The organism is uncultured Lutibacter sp. (assembly GCF_947493565.1).
Taxonomy (GTDB): Bacteria; Bacteroidota; Bacteroidia; order Flavobacteriales; family Flavobacteriaceae; genus Lutibacter; species Lutibacter aestuarii.
Genome location: NZ_CANLRG010000008.1, coordinates 142746 through 164442, shown reverse-complemented (window position 1 = coordinate 164442; position 21697 = coordinate 142746). Strand labels below are relative to the sequence as shown.

Below are 21697 nucleotides of genomic sequence, written 5' to 3'. Positions count from 1 at the left end.
TTTAATGTCAAAAAAAGAATAAAAAAATTAATTATTTAAAGGGTAAATAGTTACGCTATATCCAAGCCAGCTTTGTAGTTTATTGTAAATTTTTTGTTGATCTTCAGAACTAAAATTTTTGATTCTAGTGCTATGAGATCCTTTTTTCAGAACCATTTTTAGAGCATCTACATGTGGCTTTGGAGTTGGTGCACAAGCACCCCAAGTGTCATATTCGCCATAAATATATAAGATTTTTTTTCCTTTATTTTCAATAAAATCTCTAACATTTTTTATATAGTTAGGATTATAGGTTAAATCTACATTTTTAGGTGCAAATCTTAAATTTGTAGGCTTTAAAGCTACTTTTAATAAATCTTTTACAGGTGAAGTATCAAAGCCATAGTATCCTAACTCAGTCATGTGTTGATAATAAGAAGGTAATAAATCGTAATAAGTGGTATCATTATAAAAACTAATCCCTACAATTTTATTCACATACTCGAATAATTGTTTTGGACTTGCATTTTCATTTGGAATTTCATCACATTTTCCGCCCCATTGCCAAAAAGAAAAAGGAAATTCTAAAGTAGCATATTCTAGAGCTTCTTCAGCTGAAAGCTCGGTAAAACTCATATTTTTTTCTTCTGCATATTTAGAAATTTCATTCAAAACAGCCTTTCTATTTTTTAAAAGTAAGCGTTGAAACTTAGTTATATTCAATCTACATTCATCTGAACCTACAGTATTTATATGTTCTTGAGTTCTAATGTCTTCTGGAGTATTAATAAGTGGTGCTACATATGGAACAGCAACATCTACATCCCAAGGATATTTACTTTTATAAATTAATACGGTTTCCCCTCCTTTGCTTATTCCAGTTGAAATCCATTTTCCGGTATATAATCTTTTTAATTTGTTGACTAACTTGTGGTAATCTTCAATGGCTTGGTCATTTTTTAAATATTGCCATTGAATTGAATCAGGTCTAGATTTGCCATAAAATCGATACTCTACCTGTACTTGATTTCCTTTAAATATTTTACTTAATTCATAGGTTCTGGGTGTTGCATTATATCCTTCAGTAATAATAACCGTAGGTTTTGCTTCATCTATATGAGATAAATAAACATAATGTTTAAATGTTCCAGCATTTGGGTTTTTATGGTCAAGAGGTTGTTCTAATACAATTTGAAACGCTTTTGTAAAATGATCTTTTGGATCAAGTTTAGTAATTTCAGCTTTTGGGAAAAGTTTTTCTAATTGTTGTTTAAAAGTTAATATTTCTATAGGTTCTAAATTAACTCTACAGCTAATAATAGAAAAGCTTAAAGCTAAAAAAAACAAGAGTGATTTGTAAAATTTCATAAGAAAAAGCGTAATTTATAAAGTTTAAAGATACCTATTGCATTGGTGAATACGTTGTACTTTTTTAACGTTAATACCTAACATTTTATCAATAATGATAAGTGGACTTTATTATTTAGTCATTAGTGATTCAATCTCTTCAATTTCTATTGGCATAGCTTCTGTAAGGTTTTTAACACCGTTTTTAGTAATTAAATAATCATTTTCTAAACGACAGCCAATTCCTTCTTCAGCAATATAAATTCCAGGTTCGCAAGTTAATACCATTCCAACTTCAAATGGTCTTGTATATAAACCTACATCATGAACGTCTAAACCAATATGATGAGCTGAACCGTGCATATAATACCTTTTATATAAAGGTTTCTTAGGGTCTTGATTTTTAATTTTTTCTTTGGTTAATAGACCTAATTTAACCAATTGCTCTTCAACTAAGTTAACCATTTGTTTTTCATAATCAGCAGAAACTATTCCTGGTTTTAGTAATTTAGAACCTTCTTTTAAACAATGTAACACTGCTTTATAAACTTCTTTTTGGCGTTTAGTAAATTTTCTGTTTACAGGAAAACAGCGTGTGGTATCTGAGTTGTAATTTGCATAACAAACCCCAAAATCCATTAACACCATTTCACCATCTTTACATATACTATCGTTAGTGTTATAGTGTAATGCACAAGCGTTTTTACCCGATGCTACAATGGGCATAAAAGCATTTCTTTTAGCACCTTTTTTTAGTAGCTCATAAGTTAATTCAGCTTCTAGTTCGTATTCAAATAGTCCAGGTTTTACAGTTTTTAAAACTCTTTTAAAACTACCAACACTAATATTGGCTGCTTTTTGCATCAGGTTAATTTCTTCTTTAGATTTTATTTGACGTAATTCTCGAGTAATTTTAGCTGCTCTTTTATAATTATGAAGGGGGTACTTTTCTTTACACCAAGAAATCATTCTATCTTGGCGGGTATTAATTTCAGAAGTTAGCGTTTTTTTATGTTCATTATGACCTAAGTAAAATGCATCAGCTTCAAAAGCCATATATTGAATAGTTAATTCAAAATCTTGCAACCATTTTACATTTTTAATGCCAGAAACGGTATAGGCTTGTTCTTGGGTTAACTTTTCACCTTCCCAAATTTTAATGAGATCACTTGTTTCTTTTACAAATAAAATTTCTCTATTTTCAGGTAAGGCAGCATCTGGATATAAAACCAAAATAGACTCCTCTTGATCTACGCCACTCAAATAAAATAAATCATTGTTTTGTGTAAACCCCATAACATCGTCTGCATTATTAGGCATAACATCATTAGAGGTTAAAATAGCAATGGAATTGGGATCCATTTTTGCTGCAAAGTTTTGTCTGTTTTTTATAAATAAGGAAGAAGGTATTTGTTGGTATCTCATAATATAGTAGACTCTATAATTTTAGTTTTTAAATGCTAAATTTAGTGAAGTTTTTTTGTTCTATATTATTTTAGAATGATTTATTAGTGGCAGAGATTAAATTAATTTTTTTTCAATATATCTAGAATTCATAATTCTTAAAGCTCCCATATATTTCATTTTAAATGAAACCACATCACCAACTTTATATCTTTTTCTACTATTACTTAAATCCACTACCAGCATATCTGAACTAGCACCAATAAAAGTAATTTTTTTATCTACAGGTTGTAAAAAATCAGTTGTTGAAATATCTAATAAACCAATATCTAGAATTCCTCTTTTATGAGTAGTCCCATAGTCTTCAGGATTTATTTCTAACATTTCTCCTGATGGATTTTCCTCTAAATCCCCATAAGGTACAATGGGTTTTTCAGTAATTTCAATAATTTCTGCATGCAATAGAAAAACATCATTTTTCATTTTTGGAATGGTTTTATTTGAAAATAAATCAATACCAAAAAATAATGTTTCTCCAATTCTGAAATGGTTAACTCCTTTAGGTATTTGTTTTTTTTGCAAAAGAGGAATCATTACCGATGAGCCTCCGGTAACATTTTCAATTTTTTTACCAAATTTTGCTTCAATTAATTGTTCGTATAAACTTAACTGAATTAATTTGTCTTTACTTGGCATAACACCACTTAAACAGTTTAAATTAGCTCCAATACCCACTACTTTTATGTTAGGTAATTCAAATACTTTTTTGTAAAACTCCAGTAAGTGTTCCCCTAAAATGCCTTCACGTAAATCACCTAATTCAATCATAATAATAATGCGGTGAATTTTTTTTTGTCGTATGGCTTCTTCTGACAACCATTTTATGGTTGTATATTCCGTATTGAAACTTACATCGGCATATTTAACCACATTTTTAATACTTCTTTTTGCTGGTGGTTTAATATAAATAGTTTCAACTTTTGGATTTATAGATTTTATAATTTTTAAATTGGTAAGTCTAGCATCACAAACTTGTTCATCTCCTAATGAAAGTAAAAATTCTAAAAATTCTTTATGTCCACAAAGCATTTTTACTACTGGAGACCATTCTTTATCGTGTTTTTTAAAAAGTTGTTTTAAGTAATTATAATTGGTTTCTAAAGATTTTTTATTGAGTGTGACAAAAGCCATGAGTTAATTTTTAATTGATAAATAACTAATTGAAGAAAGAGAAATTCCAATTAAAATTGGATCTAAACCAAATGGAATTGGTGTTTTTAGTATGGTTAATATGAGTGTTGAAAAACCACCTAATAGCATAGCAACAAGAGCAGCTTTTGGCTTTCTTTTTTTTGAAATAAGAATACCAAGTACGGGTATAAGTAACCCTGAAACCATAAAAGAATAGGAGAGTAGCATTAATTCTAAAACACTTTGCATACTGCTTGCAATTAATATTGCTGTGCCTCCTACTAAAAATGTAGTAATTTGTGAAATTTTTATGGTATTGGGACTCAAATCTTTTAAGCCTAGAATATCAGTTACAAAATTTCCAGATGCCGCTAAAAGACAACTATCTGCAGTTGACATAATAGCTGAAAAATAAGCTGATAGCATTAAACCCATAAAACCTACAGGAAGTATTTTTTTTAATAATAAAGGCATTCCAATTTCAGGATCCATCATTAGGGCATTTTCAAAACCTTCAGCAGCAAATAAACCCTTTGCTGCTGCTACTCTAGCAAAAAGCCCAAGTATTACACCCATAAATGCCATAATTGGATATTCAAATAAACCTGCAATAAACCAAGCTTTTTTGGCTGTTTTTTCATTTTTACAAGCATATATTCGTTGATAAAGAGTCATTCCAACAAACCAAATAGGGACAATTATAACAAACCAATTTATTAACTGTACCCAAGATACATTTTTTAAAGAGTAAAATTCCTTTGGTAATACATTAATAATTTCTTGATACCCTCCTAAATAATTATAAGCAATTGGTATTCCAATAAAAATTAGCCCAGCCATTAGTATAATCCATTGAAAAGTATCAGTATATATAACGGCTTTCATACCTCCAAAAACAGTATAGAGTAGAGCAATACCTCCCATAATTAATAAGGCATCTAATAGGTCTAAACTTGGAAATGTACCAATTGCTAATTTAGCGCCTGCTAAAAATTGTGAGGAAGTAAACCCTAAGTAACCTATAAATGAGATAATTCCTGCAGCCATTGCTACAGTTACTCCGTAGTTATGTTTTAAAAATTCAGGAAATGTTAAAAAACCATGTAAATTTCCTTGTTTAACCACTTTAGGAATTAAGAAAACGGCACTAATCCAAGCGCCAATTAACCCTGTAAAAAGCATCCAAGAACCAGATATACCCATCATAAATCCTAGTCCGCCTAAACCGATGGAAAATCCCCCACCAACATCAGTAGCAACAACAGAAAGCCCTATGTGCATACTACTCATTTTACCTCCGCCAATGTAATAATCTTTAACATCTTTATTTTTCTTGAAGTAGTAAAAACCTATTCCAAGAACTAGAATCATGTATATTGTAAAGACAATTATGTCAGCAATTTCCATAAAAAATAGTTGCTATTTTTTTAAGCGCATTTCTAAATATTTATTTTCAAACCCAAGTTTTTCATATAAATGTTTCGCTGGGTTGTGAGGTTCAACATGCAAGGCGATGTCACCTTCAGCTATTTCAATAGCCTTTTGCATTAGTTTTTTGCCAACACCTTTTCCTCTAGTTTTATTATGGACAGCAATATATACTAATATGTTTTCAGGTATATACCCTCCCATTCCTGTATGGTTTATAATGGTAGCCCCTAATATACCCTCATTATCTTTTAAAACTAAAACAAAACCACCTAATGAATTTTTAGAATCTTTTACTGCAAAATTTAAACACTTTAAAATATCTTCTTTTTCGTCACCATATTCTTCTAAATGCTTGTATAAAAATTGTACAACTTCCTCTTTTTCTTTGCCTGTTGGTTTAGAAGCTTGGTTGTATACTTTAAAATTATTCATTTTTATTGATTTTCCTGATCTTGTAAATATTGTTTATATGCGGCTTTATCAATTTGTTTTCTTCTTCTAACCGATTTTTTTGTAAAATGTTTTTTTTCTCTCAATTGGTTTAAAAGTTTTGTATTTCTTGTTTTTCTTTTATAGCGTTTTAAAGCTCTTTCAATATTTTCACCTTCTTTTACTTCAATTATTAACATATATAATATTTAAATTTCTGCTAAAATACAAAATAGTTTCTATAGAAACAATTAATGAATTATATAATGTTTTATAATTATTTTAATTTTGAGGTAAAAAGATATAGGTATATCTATAAATAGTGGCTGATATTTTAACTATTTATATAGTTTCTGTAGGAATATTTTATAATTAAATAAAAATTAATTAATTGAAAATGAGGAGTGTTTATTCTGAAGGAAACTCCTCTGAAGTAATTATTGGAGAAGCATCAATTTCATCTACTTCCATAATATTGGTTAAAATATCAATTCCATCAATAATAGTTTGTAATTTTTCAGGTGGAAGTGCTTGAAGTTTTTCACTTAATTTTTGTTGAAAAGTTATTGGTGCTGATTGAAGTAATTCCATTCCTTTTGCTGTAAGAGATATAAGTGTAACTCTTTTATCAGCAGCTTTTGGTAGTTTAGCAATTAGCCCTTTATTTTCTAATCTTCTAATAATTCCTGAGATGGTACTAGCATTTAAATTTAAAAATGATTTAAGTTTAGATGCATTTGTTTTATAATCCTCTTGTTCAGCCAAAAATTGTAAGCATAATAATTGAGGGATACTAACACCTTGCTCTTTTTCAACACGCTTGCTTTCTAAATTAATAGAGCGTACTATTTTTCGTAGTTTTATTAAAATATCAATAAAAGTCATTCGCCAAAATTACATAAAAAATGCTTATTTAATTTTAAAAGCAGAAATATCAATCGAAGTTTTTGTATTAGAAACCAGCTCACTTACCAATTTGCCAGTTGCAGGGGCGAGACTTAAACCCATCATTGCATGTCCTGTTGAAATGATTAAATTATTAAATTTTTTTGACTGTTCAATAATTGGAAGTCCACTTGATGTGCAAGGTCTAAATCCAGTCCAAACTTTTTCTTTTGTGGGAGTTTGAAGGTTTATATCTGGATAAAAACTATGAATATTTTCAACAATACCTAGAAGTCGCTTAAGGTTTATTTTTTTGTCATTTGTAGTTGTTATTTCTAAAGTCCCTCCAAAACGTACAGTAGCGTTTAAAGGAGTTACTGCAACTTTTCCTTCACATAAAATAGCAGGAACCGAAGGCAAATTTTGTGTTCTTGAAACATCAAAACTATAGCCTTTTCCAGGTAATAATGCTAATTTTATTTCCAGTTTTTTTAAAAGTTGAGAGCTCCAAGATCCAGCAGCCATCACAAACGAATCTGCTTTTATGGAGCCAATAGGTGTTTTAACTTCTTGAATGGAGGTATGGTTTAATTTAAAGTCTATTATTTCTGTATTTGCTAACAATTTCACCTTCATTTTTAATACTTCTTCTTTTAAAAATTTTAAAAATAAATGAGGTGATAAATGCGCATCGGTTTTATAATGAACAGCTCCAAGTGCATGTACAGTTGTTCCTTTTTCTATATTTTGAACCTGTTTGTTGTCTAAAATGTCAACATTTACACCAAATTGTTGTGCTATTTTAGCCGTTTTTAGTTCTTCTTCTCCAGTTTTTTCATTTTGATAGAGCATTAATAACCCTTTTTCTTGATACAAGAAATTTTTATTGGTTTTAGCAAATTCTTGATACAATGCTTTGCTCAAAAATGAAAGGTTTTTTAAGTGTTGCATGGAGTTATTTACATGAGTTTGGGTGGAGTTTTTATAAAATTGATACAACCAATTAACAAGTTCTAAGGAAGCTTTAGGTTTAACATAAAAAGGACTTTTTGCATTGAACATCCATTTAATTCCTTTTTGAATAACTCCTGGTTGAGCAAGTGGAATTATATGGCTAGGAACAATCATACCAGCATTACCATAAGAAGCACCATCTAACATATCAGTTTTGTCAATAACCACAACTTGGTGTCCTTCTTTGGCTAAATAATATGCAGAACAGAGTCCTATGACTCCACCTCCAATAACCACTACTTTTTTACTCATTGTAATTCCACTTAAAATCCCAAATAGGTTGTTTATTTAAAAGATGTTCCACAAAATAATTCCATCTTTTTTTAGTAAAATAATTTCTATGCAAACCTTGATATCCGTGTCGCTGACTTGGTAAAATTAATAAATCAAATTCTTTATCTGCTTTTACTAAAGCTTCTGCTAATTTAAAAGTTGCAGAAGGGTTTACATTATCATCAATTCCTCCATGTACTAATAAAAGTTTTCCTTTTAAATTTTTAGCATTGGTAATATTTGAAACTTTTTGATATGTTGAATCTATTGGCCAACCCTGATACATTTCAGGCCACCAGGCTTTTTCCATTCTAAAATCGTGATCGGCTGAACTTGCTACACCAACTTTATAAAAATTAGGGAATCCAAGCATAGCTCTTCCTGTATCATATCCACCTGCAGAATGACCAAAAATACCTACTTTATCAATATTTATCCAACCATATTTTTCTCCTAAATATTTAATTGCTAACACATGGTCTTCCAAATTGTTTTCCATGTTTTTGTACGAAAAATTATGAAATTCTTTAGATCTATTTGAAGTTCCTAATCCATCAACCATCATAACAATAAAGCCAAGTTCAGCTAACGACTGATTCATAAAACCCCTGTCAAACGACTTAGGGAAAACTTGTGTATGCGGCCCTGTATAAGTATGGTCGATAATAGGATATTTTTTTGATGCGTCAAAATTTGTAGGTTTCCAAATAGCACCATAAATTGTTGTTTTACCATCTTTAGCTGTTAGTTCAAAAACCTCAGGAGACTGCCATCCTAAAGCAATTGCGTTATCTACATTTGCTGAAGTAAGTTTAGTTAGAATTTTTCCAGATTTTGAGCTTCGAAGTACTGTTTTTGTTGGAATATTAATAGTAGAATAATTGTCTATAAAATAGCTACCATCTTTAGAAAAAGAAATGTTGTGATGTGTATTTTCAGAAGTTAATAATGTTACTTTTCCTTTAAAATTTACTTTATAAAGTTTTTGATGATAAGGATTACTATTTGCTTCCTTTCCTGAAGCTAAAAAATAAATAAATTCTTTTTTTTCATCAATATATTCAATATTATTTATAAAATACTGACCGTTTGTTAATGAAACAATTTCTTCTGTTTCTAAGTTCAATAAATATAATTGTCGCCAACCAGTTCGTTCAGATAAAAAGACTATTTGTTTATGATTCTTTAATAATCTGTAATCAAAATTATCCACATTGGTTTCGCTTTGTTCTATAATTAAATTTTTTTCAGTGTGATTGTTTAGGTCTATTTGTTTTACATACTCTTTTTTAAAACCACGTTCGGCATAGTTTGCAAGTAACCTACCAGATTGCTGTAACCATTGTGTTGAAACACTGTTAATATGAGTGTTTTTTGGAAGTTGGCTTTTAACTTCCTTTTTTGTTTCTATATTAAAAAAAACAGGTTTTACATGAACCATTGAAGTATCTCCTGGTGAACCCCTGTAATAAGATAATAATTTGGGTTTGTAAAGTGAATCTATACTATAATCAAGCAAATACATTTTTTCAGCATTGCTAAAATCAACTACACTTGTAGCAATCCATTTTGAATCTTTTGACCAATTAACATAAAAATGCTTAGGGCGTTTCCCGTTTTCACCTTCCATAATATCGTACCAACCATAGTAAGTGGCATATTCATAATCTTTATCTCCATCAAAACTTAATTGATGATGTTCTTCATTGTTTTCTGTTGACTTTATAAAAAGGTTGTAATTTTTTGAATATGCAATCCATTTGCCATCGGGAGACTTAGTTTCAAACTGATTTTTCTTCTCCTTTAGGTCTTCTTCTTTTAGATGAATATTATAAGTTTTTAAATCTAGAAAATAAGTTTTTTTATCAAATTCAAATGTAAGATTTTCGTTTTCTGTTCTCTCTACATTTGATATTTCAATTTGATTTTTAGCAATATTTTTGCCTAAAAGTTTATTAAAAGATTCAACAAACTTAGCTTGATTAAAGAGTGGCTTTACTTTATTTTCTTTAAATGAAACTGTTTTGTAATACGCTCCTTCTTTACTATAATCTACAAACCAAATTCCCGAACCGTTTTGAAACCAATAAACATTTGTATTTAAATTAAAAGCAGTTTTATTGTTGTAATTTTCATACATAAAACTTACAGCTCGTTTGTAATCATCTTCAGTTATTTTTTGAGCTTGAATAGAAATTATTCCAATCAATAATCCAATTAGTGTACAATAAATCCGTTTCATTTTTTTTATTTTAAATTACTTGAAATCCGTAAGCATAAGGATCCTCTTCAGGATCTATAACAATAGTGTTATAACCATATATTTTTGCCCAACCTTGTATGCTCGGAATGATTGCTTTTTGATTATTTAAAGTTGTTTCTTGTTCAATTTTTCCAATAAATTTTGAACCAATATAACTTTCGTGAATATATTTTTCACCTTTTTTTAATTTTCCTTTCGCAAATAATTGTGCCATACGAGCAGAAGTTCCTGTTCCGCAAGGAGAACGATCAATAGCTTTATCTCCATAAAAAACTGCATTTCTACCAGATGATGTTGGATCAATAACTTGTCCTGTCCATAATAAATGAGTTACATTTTTAATGGTTTCATCTTCAGGATGAATAAAAAAGTTAGGGTATTTTTTATTGATTTCTTTTCTTATAATTTGTGAATACTGAATTAATTTGCTAGCTGTAAAATTTTGTATTCCTGAAAAGTTAGTTTGAGGGTCAATAATTGCATAAAAATTTCCACCATAAGCAACATCAAAAATAAGTTCACCTAACTCAGGACATTCAACAGTTAAGTTTTCTGCTGCTAAATAACTTTTAACATTTGTAAGTTTTACCCAATTTACTTTTTTACCTGTTTGTTGGTATTCAATTTGAACTAAGCCAGCAGGTGTTTCCATCTTAATTTTCCCTGGAGTTTTAGGATTAACTAACCCTTCTTCAATAGCAATAGTTACCGTTCCTATTGTGCCATGACCGCACATAGGTAAACAACCAGAAGTTTCAATAAATAAAATAGCGACATCATTTTCTTTATGGTTTGGCGGATAAAGAATGCTACCGCTCATCATATCATGTCCTCGAGGTTCAAACATTAAGCCTGTTCTTATCCAATCAAACTCTTTTAAAAAGTGTTGGCGCTTTTCACTCATAGTAGTTCCTACTAAATTTGGACCCCCACCAGCAATAACTCGTACAGGATTGCCACAGGTATGGGCATCTATACAAAAAAAGGTTTTTTTACTCATTTTTCACTTTCTCAATATAGTTGTCAATTCTTTTTTCTAAAATGGATAGTGTAACGGTTCCTTGTTCTAAAATAATTTCATGAAATTGGCGGATATCAAATTTTGTTCCTAAAATTTCTTCAGCTTTTTGGCGAAGTTCTCTAATTTTTAACTCTCCAATTTTATACGATAGTGCTTGTCCAGGCCACGAAATATATCGATCAATTTCAGTATTCACCTCATGTAGTGAAAGTGCTGTATTCGATTTTAAATATTCTATAGCTTGTTCTTTGGTCCAATTTTTTGAATGTATGCCTGTGTCAACAACTAGCCTACAAGCTCTCCACATTTCATAAGTGTATTTTCCAAAGTTTTCATAAGGTGAGGTGTAGATACCCATGTCATTTCCTAAAAATTCCGAATACAATCCCCATCCTTCTCCATAAGCCGAGAGATATAAATTTCGTCTAAACTGAGGAATAGTTTTACTTAACTCGCTGTTTAAACTAATTTGTAAATGATGTCCTGGAACCGCTTCATGTAAAGTTAAAGAAGGTAAAATATATAATGGGCGACTTGCCAAATTATAGGTGTTTACCCAATAATAACCTGGTTGGGTTTCACTACTTGGAGGGCTGTATCTTCCTCCTGTATATTTAGGTGCAATTACTTCTGGGACTGGAGCAACTCCATAAGGTTTTCTAGGTAATGTTTTAAAAAATTTAGGTAATTGCGCATCTATTTTTTTTGCTATGTTTCTAGCTTCTTTTAATAAATTATCACCTGTTTTTGCATAAAATTGCTCATCAGTTCTTAGGAAATGTAAAAACTCTTCAAAAGAGCCGTTAAAGTTTACTTGACGAATAATGTTCTTCATTTCGGCTTTTATACGAGCAACTTCTTTTAAACCAATTTGATGAACTTCTTCAGCAGTAATAGTAGAAGTGGTATAATAATTTACTCTATTTTGATAGTAGGCTTTTCCATTTGGTTGATTAGAAACGCCTCCTTTTTCTCTGGTTTTTATAAAATATTCATTTTCAAAAAAATCTTTGATGAGTTTAAATTGAGGAATTACTTTGGTTTCAATTGTAATTTTAGCGGCCGATAATAAAGAATCTTTCTGTTCTTGTGAACTATTTGAAGCTAAATTTTTAAATGGCGAATAGTAAAAGCTATCTTTATAATTATCAACTATTTGACTGTTGTATGTTTCTTCAAAATTGTTAAAAATAATTTTTGGTTGCGAAATGTCTTTTTTTAACCCCTCTTTCATTAAAGCAATATGTTGATTGACAAAGTTTGGCAAAGCATTAAGCTTATTTAAATAGTTTACAAATTGTTGATGTGTTGAAAAATCTCTAACATGATAAGGTAAACTTGTATGAAAGCCACTATCTGATAGTAAAGGGTTTAAATATGCTTCAAAATCATAAAAATCAATTTTATCTTGTAGGATAAATTTTAATAATTCTACTGAAATTTGTTCTGATTCTGTTAGCTCATTTAACTTTATGAAATTGAGCTGTTGAAGTTGCTCGTTTGCAAAATCAGCCTCAGATTTGTAAAATTCTTTGGTATATAAACCTAAGGGATATTCAGCTTTATCGTAACCTATATGTTCTTCATAAGTTTTTATGAGTGCTTTTAGTTTGGTTGAAGAGGAATTATCAGTTTCATTACCCAAATTACAGGAAATAAACATGACCATTAGTAGTACAAGTTTGGCTATATATTTCATAACTATTAAATTTTAGAACTTGTTAGTTTTCCATCCACCAAACGAGTAATGCCTAATGGGTTTTCATTTTTTAATTCATTTGGAAGTAACTCATTTGGCCAGTTTTGAAAGCTAAATGGGCGAACCCAACGTTTAATGGAATTAATGCCAACTGCAGTAAACCTACTGTCTGTTGAAGCAGGGTAAGGACCTCCGTGAACCATAGAAGGACAAACTTCAACTCCCGTAGGAACGCCATTAAAAATAATACGACCAACCCTATTTTGAAGAGCGTTAACAATATTTTGATGTTTAGGTAATTCTTCAGTTTCGGCTAAAATTGTACCTGTTAACTGTCCTTCTAATTTTAAAATAATTTCTTCTAACTGTGCTATATTCTCACATTGTACTACCATTGAAAATGGACCAAAAACTTCTTGATGTAAATTAATATTTGTTAAAAAGGTGCTCCCTTCAACAGTGGTAATTGCTTGACGCCCATAATTGGCTGAAACTTCTTTTGATAAATTTGCAACTGTTTGTAACCCTTTTTGAATGAGTATTTTAGCTTTGTTATTTTCGTAATTACCAATAATGTTTGGATGCAACATACAAGAGGGTTCAATTTTTACAATTTCTTCAGATAAAGCTTGAATGAAATTAGTTAAATCAGTGTTTTTTATTCCTAAAATTAACCCTGGGTTTGTACAAAATTGACCTGAACCTAAAGTAATGGAATTTGCATAAGTCTGTGCCCAATTTTTCCCTTTGTTTTTTACTGCTTTTGGTAATAAAACTACGGGATTTATACTTCCCATTTCAGCAAATACAGGGATAGGTTCTGGTCGTTGGGCTGCCATGTTGTATAAAGCTCTACCACCTTTAATACTGCCAGTAAATCCTACAGCTTTAACTTGTGGATGTTTAACAAGGCTTACACCTACATCAATACCACTACTATTTAAGTTTGAAAAAATGCCATTTGGCATTCCAGTTTTTTCAGCAGCTTGTATAATTGCAGAAGCAACCAATTCTCCAGTCCCTGCATGCATAGGATGAGATTTTACAATTACAGGACAGCCAGCAGCTAAGGCAGCAGCAGTATCTCCACCAGCAGTTGAGTAAGCTAAAGGAAAATTACTAGCACCAAAAACTACAACAGGTCCTAAAGCGACTAGCATTTTACGGAGATCTACTTTTGGTATTGGAGTACGTTTAGGATTGGCGGTATCTATAGATGCTTCAACCCAAGAGCCTTCTTTAACTAAATTTGCAAAACTTCGTAATTGAAAAACTGTTCTACCTCTTTCGCCCATAGCTCTTCCTTCTGGTAAACCTGTTTCATTACAGTATGTTGTAATTAATTCATCGCCTAAAGCTTCAATTTCATTTACAATTTCATTTAAAAATAGCGATTTTTTTTCGCCAGAAATTGTTTTAAAAGTTTTAAAGGCTTCAGTAGCCAAATTAATAGCTTTTTCAATTTCTATATTAGAAGCTTCAGTAAAAACAATTTCATTTTCAGCATTTATTTGAGGATTGAACGTTTTAAAAGTTACTTTTCCTAATGATGATAGTACGTTTCCTATATAATTTTTACCTGTAATCATACTTGCAGTTTTATGTTTTAATCTTGATGTTTTTAACTAGCGATGCTTTTAAATTCTAATTGAAAAAACTTTAATAAATAAAGAGGTTAATTTTTTTAATTTAATAACTTGGTAATGTTGGTCTAGTTTTTATGCTGTTATTAATAATTTTTAAAACTTGGTCTTTTTCTTCACCAATTAAGGGTAGGCGTGGTTCACGAACGTACTCTGTGCCTATTCCTGTTGCTACTTCTGCTAGCTTAATATTTTGTACTAATTTAGTGTTAATATCTAACTCTAACAATGGTAAAAACCAACGGTATATATTAATTGCTTCTTTTGTTCTACCAGCTGTAGCTAGCTTATAAATTGCAACTGTTTCATTTGGAAAGGCACAAACCAGTCCTGCTACCCATCCATCAGCACCCATAACTATACTTTCTAATGCTAAGGTATCCACACCACATAAAATAGCAAAACGATTTCCAAAACGATTACGCATTCTTGTAATGTTTGAAATATCTCTTGTAGACTCTTTTACCGCTTGAATATTTTTACACTTTGCTAGTTCTGCAAACATATCTAAAGTAACTTCTATACCATAATCTACAGGATTGTTATAAATCATAATTGGTAAAGTAGTACTATTGGCAATTTTTTTAAAATAAGTGGTAGTTTCCCTAGTATCTGCTTTGTATCGCATTGGAGGTAAAACCATGAATCCGTTGGCTCCATATTTTTCAGCTTTTTGAACAGCTTCAATAGCTTTTTTTGTGGATTGTTCTGCGATGTTAATTATAACAGGAATTTTTCCATCAACAATTTCTATAGTTTTTTTAATTAAAACGATTTTTTCATCATCGGTTAAGGTACTGGCTTCTCCTAAAGTACCTCCAAGTATAATTCCATTAACTCCAGCTTCAATTTGAGCTTTAATATTGACTTCAAAATTAACTAAATCTAATGTATCGTTTGAAGTAAATTTTGTAGTTACAGCAGGCATAACACCCTTCCATTGTATTGTCATAGTTAGTAGTTTTTTACAAATTTAGAATAACAGTTAAACCAAAGTAATCTGATTTTTATCGAATAATAGTATTATTTTAACTTATTTTACTATTTTTGAATAAAAATAGAATAATATTAGCTTATTTATTGAATAATAATGAAAGTTCTACCTTTTACAATACCAAAACCTGAAAATGTTACTTTATATACCGAACGTTATAAAGGGGAAACTTTTTATGAAAAGTTACATCAACATAAAGAAATACAAATAAGCTTGGTAATAGAGGGAGAAGGAACTTATATTATTGGAGATTGTGTGGGCGATTATAAAGTGAATGATATTTTTGTAATAGGTGAAAACTTACCGCACGTTTTTAAAAGAGATGAATCTTGCGAAGGGAGTTGTGAAATGATTTCAATCTTTTTTTCAAAAAACTCTTATGGAGAAGGGTTTTTTAAATTGCCTGAATTTGAACATTTTCAACCATTTTTTAACGATGCAGTACTTGGTTTTGAAGTACTGTCCAATAAAAGTGAAATTGCTAAACTTTTAACTAGAATTAGAAAAATTTCTAAGTATGAACAATTTACATCATTTATTGAAATATTAAATTTAATAGCTAAAGCTGAAACACATACGTTGTCATCCTTAATTAACTTAAAAAAATATGGAGGGAATGAAGGTAAAAGAATGAGTGATATTTTTCAATACACCATGGATAACTTTCAAAAAGAAATTACATTAAATGATGTGGCAGATATTGCTAATATGACTCCAAATGCATTTTGTAGGTATTTTAAACAGCGTACCACCAAAACTTTTGTGAATTTTTTAATTGATATTAGAATTGGAAATGCGTGTAAGCTTTTGGCTAGTAATAATGATTTTAGTATTACCGAAATTTCTTACAAATCGGGTTTTAATAATTTAGCGAATTTTAACAGAAAATTTAAGGCAATTAAAGGAATTACACCTTCAGAATACAGAAAAAAACATTAAATAAACCCAAGCTCTTTTTGAAGTTTTTTAGTAAGACTTTTTACTACTAAATTATACGAATGATCGATCAATTCTATAATTAATTTATTAGGAACGCTGCCTTCAATAGTAATGGTATTCCAATGTTTTTTATTCATATGGTATCCTTCAATAATGTCTACATATTGGGCTCTAAGTTCTATGGCTTTTTCTGGATCACATTTTAAATTTACCGTGGAAGGATGATGCTCTAAACCAGCTAAAGCAAACATTTTATTGGCAACTTTAAAAACCAAGGTTTGTTGATCAAAAGGAAAGCTTTCAGTTACATGTTTTTTAGCTAAACAACACTCTCTAAATTCTTCAATATTCATAGTTAGTTTAATTTATTTGTTTCAGAATTTGGTAAAACCAATTGAGAATAATTTAGTTTCCAACCAGATGTTTCAAGTAATTTTTCAATCATTAAAATGGTGTCTAAGGCTTCTTTTTTGGCAGAGTTTAATAAACCGCTTTCTGGAATTTTTTCAATAATAAACTTTTTTGATTCTTTATTGAGTTCGGTTAAATCAGTTGCATTAAATTTATTAAAAAAGCCATCAACTTTGTCATAATATTTCACTTCAGTTTCAACGGTTAAAACCTTTGGTTCTGGGAAATGAGTTAATATAATTTCTTTTTTATCCTTATTTGATTCTAATTGAATTTGTGATAAATCAAAACCAACATGTACTTTTGCGTTAATTAGTAAAATAGCTTTCTTTTTGCTCGAAATAATATTTAAGAAACGGTTTTTTGTGTTCTCATAATGATAAATTTCAGCAAAGTCTCCTTCAACTGAAATTAGCTTACACACACTTTTAATTTTTTCAATTAAAACAACAGATTGTTTTTCAGTTTTTTCGTAATCTTTCTTTTTGTAAAAAAATGAAAAGCCAAAATAGCTAAGAAATATACCAAATAAAGTTCCTAAAAGTAATTCCATAATTTTTTGAAGTTATTCAAAGATAAGAAACTTCATTAAACAATAAACAAATCACTTGCAATACCATCGGCTAAAAATTTTCCTTTAGCTGTTGTTGTTAAAATAGTTGTGTGTTGCTTGTTTTGTTGAATTTCTAAAAGTCCTTTTTTAATAAAAGGCACTGATTTTTTAGTTATAAATGCCAAATAGAAATTCCCAAACTCTTTTTCAATTAATTCAAAAGAAATTCCCCAAATGGTTCTTAAGCCTGTCATAATATACTCATTAAATCGGTTTTCAATAGTAAGTGTTTCTTTTTCTAAAGGTAAAATGTTTTCTGAAAGAGATTTGACATATTTTGCATTGTTTGAAATATTCCAAGCGCGTTCAAGTTTGTTAAACGAATGTGCAGAAGGACCAATTCCAATATATTTTTTACCTAACCAATAAGAAGTATTGTGTTTAGAGAAATAATTTTTTTTACCAAAATTTGAAATTTCATATTGAATAAGACCTTGTTTTTTGGTTTCTTCTACCAGTAGGTTAAAATGTTCTAAAGCCAAATTTTCATTAATTGGAGAAATTTTACCTTTTTTAATAAAAGTATGTAGTGCTGTTTTTTCTTCAACGGTGAGTGCATAACTTGAAATATGAGGAACATTATACTCAAAAGCAATATTTAAATTTTGTTTCCATTTTTCAATGCTCATGTTAGGCACTCCGTAAATTAAATCAATGGTTAAATTATCAAAATATTGAGTAACTTCTTTTAAGCATTTTTTGGATTCTTCAGCAGTATGCGCTCTATTCATAAACTTTAAATCGTCTTCAAAAAAAGATTGAATTCCAATACTTAATCGGTTAATAGGAGAGTTGGCAAGTTCTTTAATTTTTTTAGAAGTTAAATCATCAGGATTTGCTTCAAGGGTAATTTCAGGATTGTTAATTACCTTGTAGTTTTTATAAATAATTGATATTAAGTTTGCTATTTCTTTAATTGTTAAAAGTGATGGAGTGCCTCCGCCAAAATATATGGTTTCTATTTCATCATTTTCAAGTTCATTTTTTCTTAAAATTAATTCTTTTATTAAAGAAGCCATCATTTCTTCTTTTCTTTTTAAAGAAGTAGAAAAATGAAAATCGCAGTAGTAACACGCTTGTTTACAGAATGGTATGTGTAAATAAATTCCAGACAAAAGAGGTGTGGTTTTTAGTTGTTAAATGTACGTTTTTAAAAAAATATATAAAAGGTGATTTTTGTTACCTAAATTGTGAAAACTGAATTGTATTTTTGATTAAAACCCATAGTTATGTATGTACATATAGTTTCATTTAAAGTAAAAGATGGAGAAGGGATTTCTTTTGTTGAATTACAAAAATTTGAAGAATTAACCGAAGCAAAACCTGCAGGTCTAGATCATTTTCATATTTTTAAAGATAGAAATGAAGAAAATAGGTTTTTTTTGGTAGAATATTGGAATTCAAAAAAAGACAAAGAAAAAATAGAGATGTCAAAAGAATATCAACTTTTTAGAGAGCATCGAAAATTAGTAATTGATAAACGCTACGAAACTTTTGAATGTGATGTTGTAGTTTAATTATTTTTTACTCTATTTCCATTTTGTTTTACAAAAGCAGTCCAACCTGTATAGCTTTTACCAGCAGTTATTTTCCCACTGTTGTAAAAGTGACAAACAGCTGCTGCTAAACCATCTGTTGCGTCTAAATTTTTAGGTAAACTTTTTAATTTTAATAAACTCTGTAGCATTTTGGCTACTTGTTCTTTACTAGCATTTCCATTACCTGTTATTGCCATTTTTATTTTTTTTGGAGAATACTCTGTTATTGGTATTTCTCTTGATAAACCTGCAGCCATAGCAACACCTTGAGCACGTCCTAGTTTTAACATGGACTGAACATTTTTACCAAAAAATGGAGCTTCAATAGCAATTTCATCTGGGTGATAAGTTTCAATCAAATGTATGGTGCGTTCAAAAATTAATTTCAGTTTTACGTAATGATCATCGTATTTTTTAAGCATTAATTCATCTAATTGAATTAATTCCATTTTTTTATGAACTACTTTAATCAATCCAAACCCCATAATAGTGGTTCCTGGATCAATTCCTAATATGATTTTTTCTGAACTCAATTATTTGTTTATTTGTAAAATCAAATGTACAACATCTTGCATAAATATAAACGGACTCTTTTTTTTATTGTAAAACTAATCATAGTATTTGGTGCATTTTACTTTATATATCAAAAGTTGATGAATAATGGACTTTTGACTATTGGTGAATTGAAGTTACAAGTTTCAGTTTTGTGGACTCACAGTGCTTGGATGCTTCTTTTATTGCTTTTGTTGACAGATTTAAATTGGCTGTTGGAAATAATAAAATGGCAAAATTTGGCTTCTGTAGAAAAAAAAATCACATTTTTTGAAGCTTATGAGCAATGTTTTGCGTCCTTAACTGCATCAATGATAACACCTAATAGAATTGGTGAATATGGAGCTAAAGCTCTTTTTTATAAAGTTCCAAATAGAAAAAATATCATGGGATTAAATTTGTTAGGAAATTTGAGTCAGTTGGTTGCAACCTCTTTGTTCGGTGTTGTTGGACTGGTATTTTTTTTAACCAATTTCAAGGTTCAAACTCCAAAAATAACAATTCAATATAGCTTAATTTTAATAATTATAATTGTTTTAGTCATTCTTTTTATAAGAAACGATAATTTTAAGAAAGCAAAACTATTTTTAAGGCAAATTTCAAAAAAAACATACTTTTTAACACTGGTGTTAGCTGTTTTTAGGTACTTAGTTTTTACACATCAATTTTATTTTTTAATAATTTTATTTGAGTTGAATGTTGATTATTTTACCGCTATGTATTTAATTTTTAGTACTTATTTTATTGCCTCAGTTTTACCAAGTTTAACAATTTTTGATTGGGTGATAAAAGGTTCAGTAGCAATTTTTGTTTTTGGTTTTGTTGAAGTAAATGAGCTTACAATTGTAGCCATTACAACTTTTATGTATTTGCTAAATTTTGTAATTCCTGCAATTATAGGTAGTATTTTTGTTTTTAATTATAAACCCATATCTAACAAATGATTTATATTATTGGCATTATTTCTTTTAGTTATTTTTTATTGATAGCTTCATTTATCATTGGGTTTGATAAAATTAAGAATGTTAGTAATAAAGATTTATCTCCCAAAAATAACTTTTCAATTTTAGTTCCTTTTAGAAATGAAGCTGATAATCTCTCTAACTTATTACAATCAATTTTAAATATAAAGTACCCAAAAAATAAGTTTGAAATAATTTTAATTAATGATGATTCTTCAGATGATTCTGAATTGATAGTGTTCAATTTTATAAAACAGCATCCGCTTATAGGTAGCACTTTAATTAATAATGAAAGAAACTCAAATTCACCTAAAAAAGATGCGATAAATACAGCCATAAAAATTGCAAAATTTGAATGGATTGTAACTACAGATGCCGATTGTAAAGTTCCAACATTATGGTTGCAATTATTTAATCAAACTATTGAAAAAAACAAATGTCTGTTTATTGCAGCTCCTGTAAAATTTAAAAATGGTAAAGGTTTGTTATACCATTTTCAAAACTTAAATTTTTTAAGTTTGATAGGTAGTACTTTAGGAAGTTTTGGAATTAACAAACCCATAATGTGTAATGGTGCTAATTTATGCTATAATAAAGAAATGTTTATAAAATTAAATGGTTTTAAAGGAAATGAAATGGTAGCCAGTGGCGATGATGTTTTTTTAATGGAGAGAATTTTACAAACTTACCCCAAAAAAATAAGCTATTTAAAATCGCTTGATGCTACAGTTGAAACTTTGTCAGAGCAAAAAGAACAATTATTCTATAATCAGCAATTGCGTTGGGCAGCCAAAACAACAGCGTATAAAAACCAATTTTCCAAAATAGTTGGTTTAGTAGTTTTTTTTAATAATTTATTATTAATATTTTTAGGGATTTTAGCAATATTTTATCCAATTTATGGATGCTTTTTTTTAACACTTTTTCTTTTAAAATTAGTTTTAGATAGCATTTTAATTCTTAAAACGTCATTTTTTTTAAAAAGTACAGAATCTCTTATATATTATCCGTTAATAAGTGTTTTTCACCCTTTCTTTATTATTTTAATAGCTTTAATGTCATTGTTTAAAACAACATATAAGTGGAAAGAAAGACGGTTTGAAAAATAG

The 21697-nt window shown here is 29.4% G+C and carries 21 protein-coding genes; 4 read left to right on the top strand and 17 right to left on the bottom strand.

Annotated elements, in window-relative coordinates; all coding sequences use genetic code 11:
• Positions 1-27: 27 nt before the first annotated feature.
• From Q0714_RS11645 to Q0714_RS11585, 13 genes are all read right to left on the bottom strand, one after another.
• The gene (locus Q0714_RS11645; RefSeq protein ID WP_298265224.1) at positions 28-1347 is read right to left on the bottom strand and encodes a S28 family serine protease; all 1320 of its coding nucleotides are present in this window, start codon (positions 1345-1347) and stop codon (positions 28-30) included.
• A 111-nt stretch (positions 1348-1458) separates the two neighbouring features.
• Positions 1459-2751 (bottom strand): aminopeptidase P N-terminal domain-containing protein, encoded by a 1293-nt coding sequence (locus tag Q0714_RS11640; protein WP_298265222.1) that lies wholly within the window; start codon positions 2749-2751, stop codon positions 1459-1461.
• Positions 2752-2847: 96 nt separating this feature from the next.
• The gene (locus tag Q0714_RS11635; RefSeq protein WP_298265220.1) at positions 2848-3921 is read right to left on the bottom strand and encodes an alanine/ornithine racemase family PLP-dependent enzyme; all 1074 of its coding nucleotides are present in this window, start codon (positions 3919-3921) and stop codon (positions 2848-2850) included.
• A 3-nt stretch (positions 3922-3924) separates the two neighbouring features.
• Complete coding sequence (locus Q0714_RS11630) at positions 3925-5292, bottom strand: sodium:solute symporter (protein WP_298265218.1); 1368 nt, start codon at positions 5290-5292, stop codon at positions 3925-3927.
• A 48-nt stretch (positions 5293-5340) separates the two neighbouring features.
• A complete protein-coding gene (locus Q0714_RS11625; protein WP_298265216.1) occupies positions 5341-5784 on the bottom strand; it encodes a GNAT family N-acetyltransferase in 444 nt (147 codons plus the stop codon).
• Positions 5785-5786: 2 nt separating this feature from the next.
• Positions 5787-5981: a 30S ribosomal protein S21 gene (gene rpsU / locus Q0714_RS11620; protein WP_298265214.1), complete on the bottom strand. Its 195-nt coding sequence runs from the start codon at positions 5979-5981 to the stop codon at positions 5787-5789.
• A gap of 208 nt (positions 5982-6189) precedes the next feature.
• On the bottom strand, positions 6190-6666 hold the full coding sequence (locus Q0714_RS11615) for a MarR family transcriptional regulator (RefSeq protein ID WP_298265212.1): 477 nt from the start codon (positions 6664-6666) through the stop codon (positions 6190-6192).
• Positions 6667-6690: 24 nt separating this feature from the next.
• A complete protein-coding gene (locus Q0714_RS11610; protein ID WP_298265210.1) occupies positions 6691-7932 on the bottom strand; it encodes an FAD-binding oxidoreductase in 1242 nt (413 codons plus the stop codon).
• On the bottom strand, positions 7925-10195 hold the full coding sequence (locus tag Q0714_RS11605) for a DPP IV N-terminal domain-containing protein (RefSeq protein WP_298265208.1): 2271 nt from the start codon (positions 10193-10195) through the stop codon (positions 7925-7927). Before Q0714_RS11605 ends, Q0714_RS11610 begins: the two co-directional genes overlap by 8 nt.
• Positions 10196-10205: 10 nt before the next feature.
• Positions 10206-11216 carry a 4-hydroxyproline epimerase gene (locus Q0714_RS11600; protein ID WP_298265206.1) on the bottom strand — a complete coding sequence of 337 codons (1011 nt, stop codon included), beginning with the start codon at positions 11214-11216 and terminating at the stop codon, positions 10206-10208.
• Positions 11209-12936 (bottom strand): DUF885 family protein, encoded by a 1728-nt coding sequence (locus Q0714_RS11595; RefSeq protein ID WP_298265204.1) that lies wholly within the window; start codon positions 12934-12936, stop codon positions 11209-11211. The genes Q0714_RS11600 and Q0714_RS11595 overlap by 8 nt, the downstream gene beginning before the upstream one ends.
• Before the next feature lie 5 nt (positions 12937-12941).
• Entirely contained in the window at positions 12942-14525 is a 1584-nt protein-coding gene (locus tag Q0714_RS11590) for an aldehyde dehydrogenase (NADP(+)) (protein ID WP_298265202.1), read from the bottom strand.
• Positions 14526-14625: 100 nt separating this feature from the next.
• Positions 14626-15531, bottom strand: a complete 906-nt coding sequence (locus tag Q0714_RS11585) for a dihydrodipicolinate synthase family protein (RefSeq protein ID WP_298265200.1) — start codon at positions 15529-15531, stop codon at positions 14626-14628.
• Between the two features lie 138 nt (positions 15532-15669).
• Here Q0714_RS11585 and Q0714_RS11580 point away from each other — a divergent pair, with 138 nt between their 5' ends.
• Positions 15670-16512 (top strand): AraC family transcriptional regulator, encoded by an 843-nt coding sequence (locus Q0714_RS11580; RefSeq protein ID WP_298265198.1) that lies wholly within the window; start codon positions 15670-15672, stop codon positions 16510-16512.
• On the opposite strand, the gene Q0714_RS11575 is transcribed toward Q0714_RS11580, so the two are convergent.
• Genes Q0714_RS11575 through hemW form a run of 3 tightly spaced genes read right to left on the bottom strand, consistent with a single transcriptional unit; the run spans position 16509 to position 18651 of the window.
• Entirely contained in the window at positions 16509-16865 is a 357-nt protein-coding gene (locus Q0714_RS11575; protein ID WP_298265195.1) for an MmcQ/YjbR family DNA-binding protein, read from the bottom strand. The genes Q0714_RS11580 and Q0714_RS11575 overlap by 4 nt on opposite strands.
• Positions 16866-16867: 2 nt before the next feature.
• Entirely contained in the window at positions 16868-17476 is a 609-nt protein-coding gene (locus Q0714_RS11570) for a DUF4230 domain-containing protein (RefSeq protein WP_298265193.1), read from the bottom strand.
• A 35-nt stretch (positions 17477-17511) separates the two neighbouring features.
• Positions 17512-18651: a radical SAM family heme chaperone HemW gene (gene hemW / locus Q0714_RS11565; protein ID WP_298265191.1), complete on the bottom strand. Its 1140-nt coding sequence runs from the start codon at positions 18649-18651 to the stop codon at positions 17512-17514.
• 114 nt (positions 18652-18765) lie between these two features.
• On the opposite strand from hemW, the gene Q0714_RS11560 reads away from it, so the two are divergent.
• Positions 18766-19053: an antibiotic biosynthesis monooxygenase gene (locus Q0714_RS11560; RefSeq protein WP_298265189.1), complete on the top strand. Its 288-nt coding sequence runs from the start codon at positions 18766-18768 to the stop codon at positions 19051-19053.
• Here Q0714_RS11560 and ruvC read toward each other — a convergent pair.
• Positions 19050-19607, bottom strand: coding sequence for a crossover junction endodeoxyribonuclease RuvC (gene ruvC / locus Q0714_RS11555; protein ID WP_298265187.1), 558 nt, complete (start codon positions 19605-19607; stop codon positions 19050-19052). The genes Q0714_RS11560 and ruvC overlap by 4 nt on opposite strands.
• Positions 19608-19727: 120 nt before the next feature.
• On the opposite strand from ruvC, the gene Q0714_RS11550 reads away from it, so the two are divergent.
• Together Q0714_RS11550 and Q0714_RS11545 are read left to right on the top strand one after the other, a co-directional pair.
• Complete coding sequence (locus Q0714_RS11550) at positions 19728-20570, top strand: lysylphosphatidylglycerol synthase domain-containing protein (protein ID WP_298265185.1); 843 nt, start codon at positions 19728-19730, stop codon at positions 20568-20570.
• Positions 20567-21697 carry a glycosyltransferase gene (locus Q0714_RS11545; RefSeq protein WP_298265183.1) on the top strand — a complete coding sequence of 377 codons (1131 nt, stop codon included), beginning with the start codon at positions 20567-20569 and terminating at the stop codon, positions 21695-21697. Before Q0714_RS11550 ends, Q0714_RS11545 begins: the two co-directional genes overlap by 4 nt.

Bases quoted from the DNA above. Each gene is read 5' to 3' on its own strand.
- Q0714_RS11645 (WP_298265224.1), bottom strand. From the start codon at position 1,347: ATGAAATTTTACAAATCACTCTTGTTTTTTTTAGCTTTAAGCTTTTCT.
- Q0714_RS11640 (WP_298265222.1), bottom strand. From the start codon at position 2,751: ATGAGATACCAACAAATACCTTCTTCCTTATTTATAAAAAACAGACAA.
- Q0714_RS11635 (WP_298265220.1), bottom strand. From the start codon at position 3,921: ATGGCTTTTGTCACACTCAATAAAAAATCTTTAGAAACCAATTATAAT.
- Q0714_RS11630 (WP_298265218.1), bottom strand. From the start codon at position 5,292: ATGATTCTAGTTCTTGGAATAGGTTTTTACTACTTCAAGAAAAATAAA.
- Q0714_RS11625 (WP_298265216.1), bottom strand. From the start codon at position 5,784: ATGAATAATTTTAAAGTATACAACCAAGCTTCTAAACCAACAGGCAAA.
- rpsU (WP_298265214.1), bottom strand. From the start codon at position 5,981: ATGTTAATAATTGAAGTAAAAGAAGGTGAAAATATTGAAAGAGCTTTA.
- Q0714_RS11615 (WP_298265212.1), bottom strand. From the start codon at position 6,666: ATGACTTTTATTGATATTTTAATAAAACTACGAAAAATAGTACGCTCT.
- Q0714_RS11610 (WP_298265210.1), bottom strand. From the start codon at position 7,932: ATGAGTAAAAAAGTAGTGGTTATTGGAGGTGGAGTCATAGGACTCTGT.
- Q0714_RS11605 (WP_298265208.1), bottom strand. From the start codon at position 10,195: ATGAAACGGATTTATTGTACACTAATTGGATTATTGATTGGAATAATT.
- Q0714_RS11600 (WP_298265206.1), bottom strand. From the start codon at position 11,216: ATGAGTAAAAAAACCTTTTTTTGTATAGATGCCCATACCTGTGGCAAT.
- Q0714_RS11595 (WP_298265204.1), bottom strand. From the start codon at position 12,936: ATGAAATATATAGCCAAACTTGTACTACTAATGGTCATGTTTATTTCC.
- Q0714_RS11590 (WP_298265202.1), bottom strand. From the start codon at position 14,525: ATGATTACAGGTAAAAATTATATAGGAAACGTACTATCATCATTAGGA.
- Q0714_RS11585 (WP_298265200.1), bottom strand. From the start codon at position 15,531: ATGACAATACAATGGAAGGGTGTTATGCCTGCTGTAACTACAAAATTT.
- Q0714_RS11580 (WP_298265198.1), top strand. From the start codon at position 15,670: ATGAAAGTTCTACCTTTTACAATACCAAAACCTGAAAATGTTACTTTA.
- Q0714_RS11575 (WP_298265195.1), bottom strand. From the start codon at position 16,865: ATGAATATTGAAGAATTTAGAGAGTGTTGTTTAGCTAAAAAACATGTA.
- Q0714_RS11570 (WP_298265193.1), bottom strand. From the start codon at position 17,476: ATGGAATTACTTTTAGGAACTTTATTTGGTATATTTCTTAGCTATTTT.
- Q0714_RS11560 (WP_298265189.1), top strand. From the start codon at position 18,766: ATGTATGTACATATAGTTTCATTTAAAGTAAAAGATGGAGAAGGGATT.
- Q0714_RS11550 (WP_298265185.1), top strand. From the start codon at position 19,728: ATGAATAATGGACTTTTGACTATTGGTGAATTGAAGTTACAAGTTTCA.
- Q0714_RS11545 (WP_298265183.1), top strand. From the start codon at position 20,567: ATGATTTATATTATTGGCATTATTTCTTTTAGTTATTTTTTATTGATA.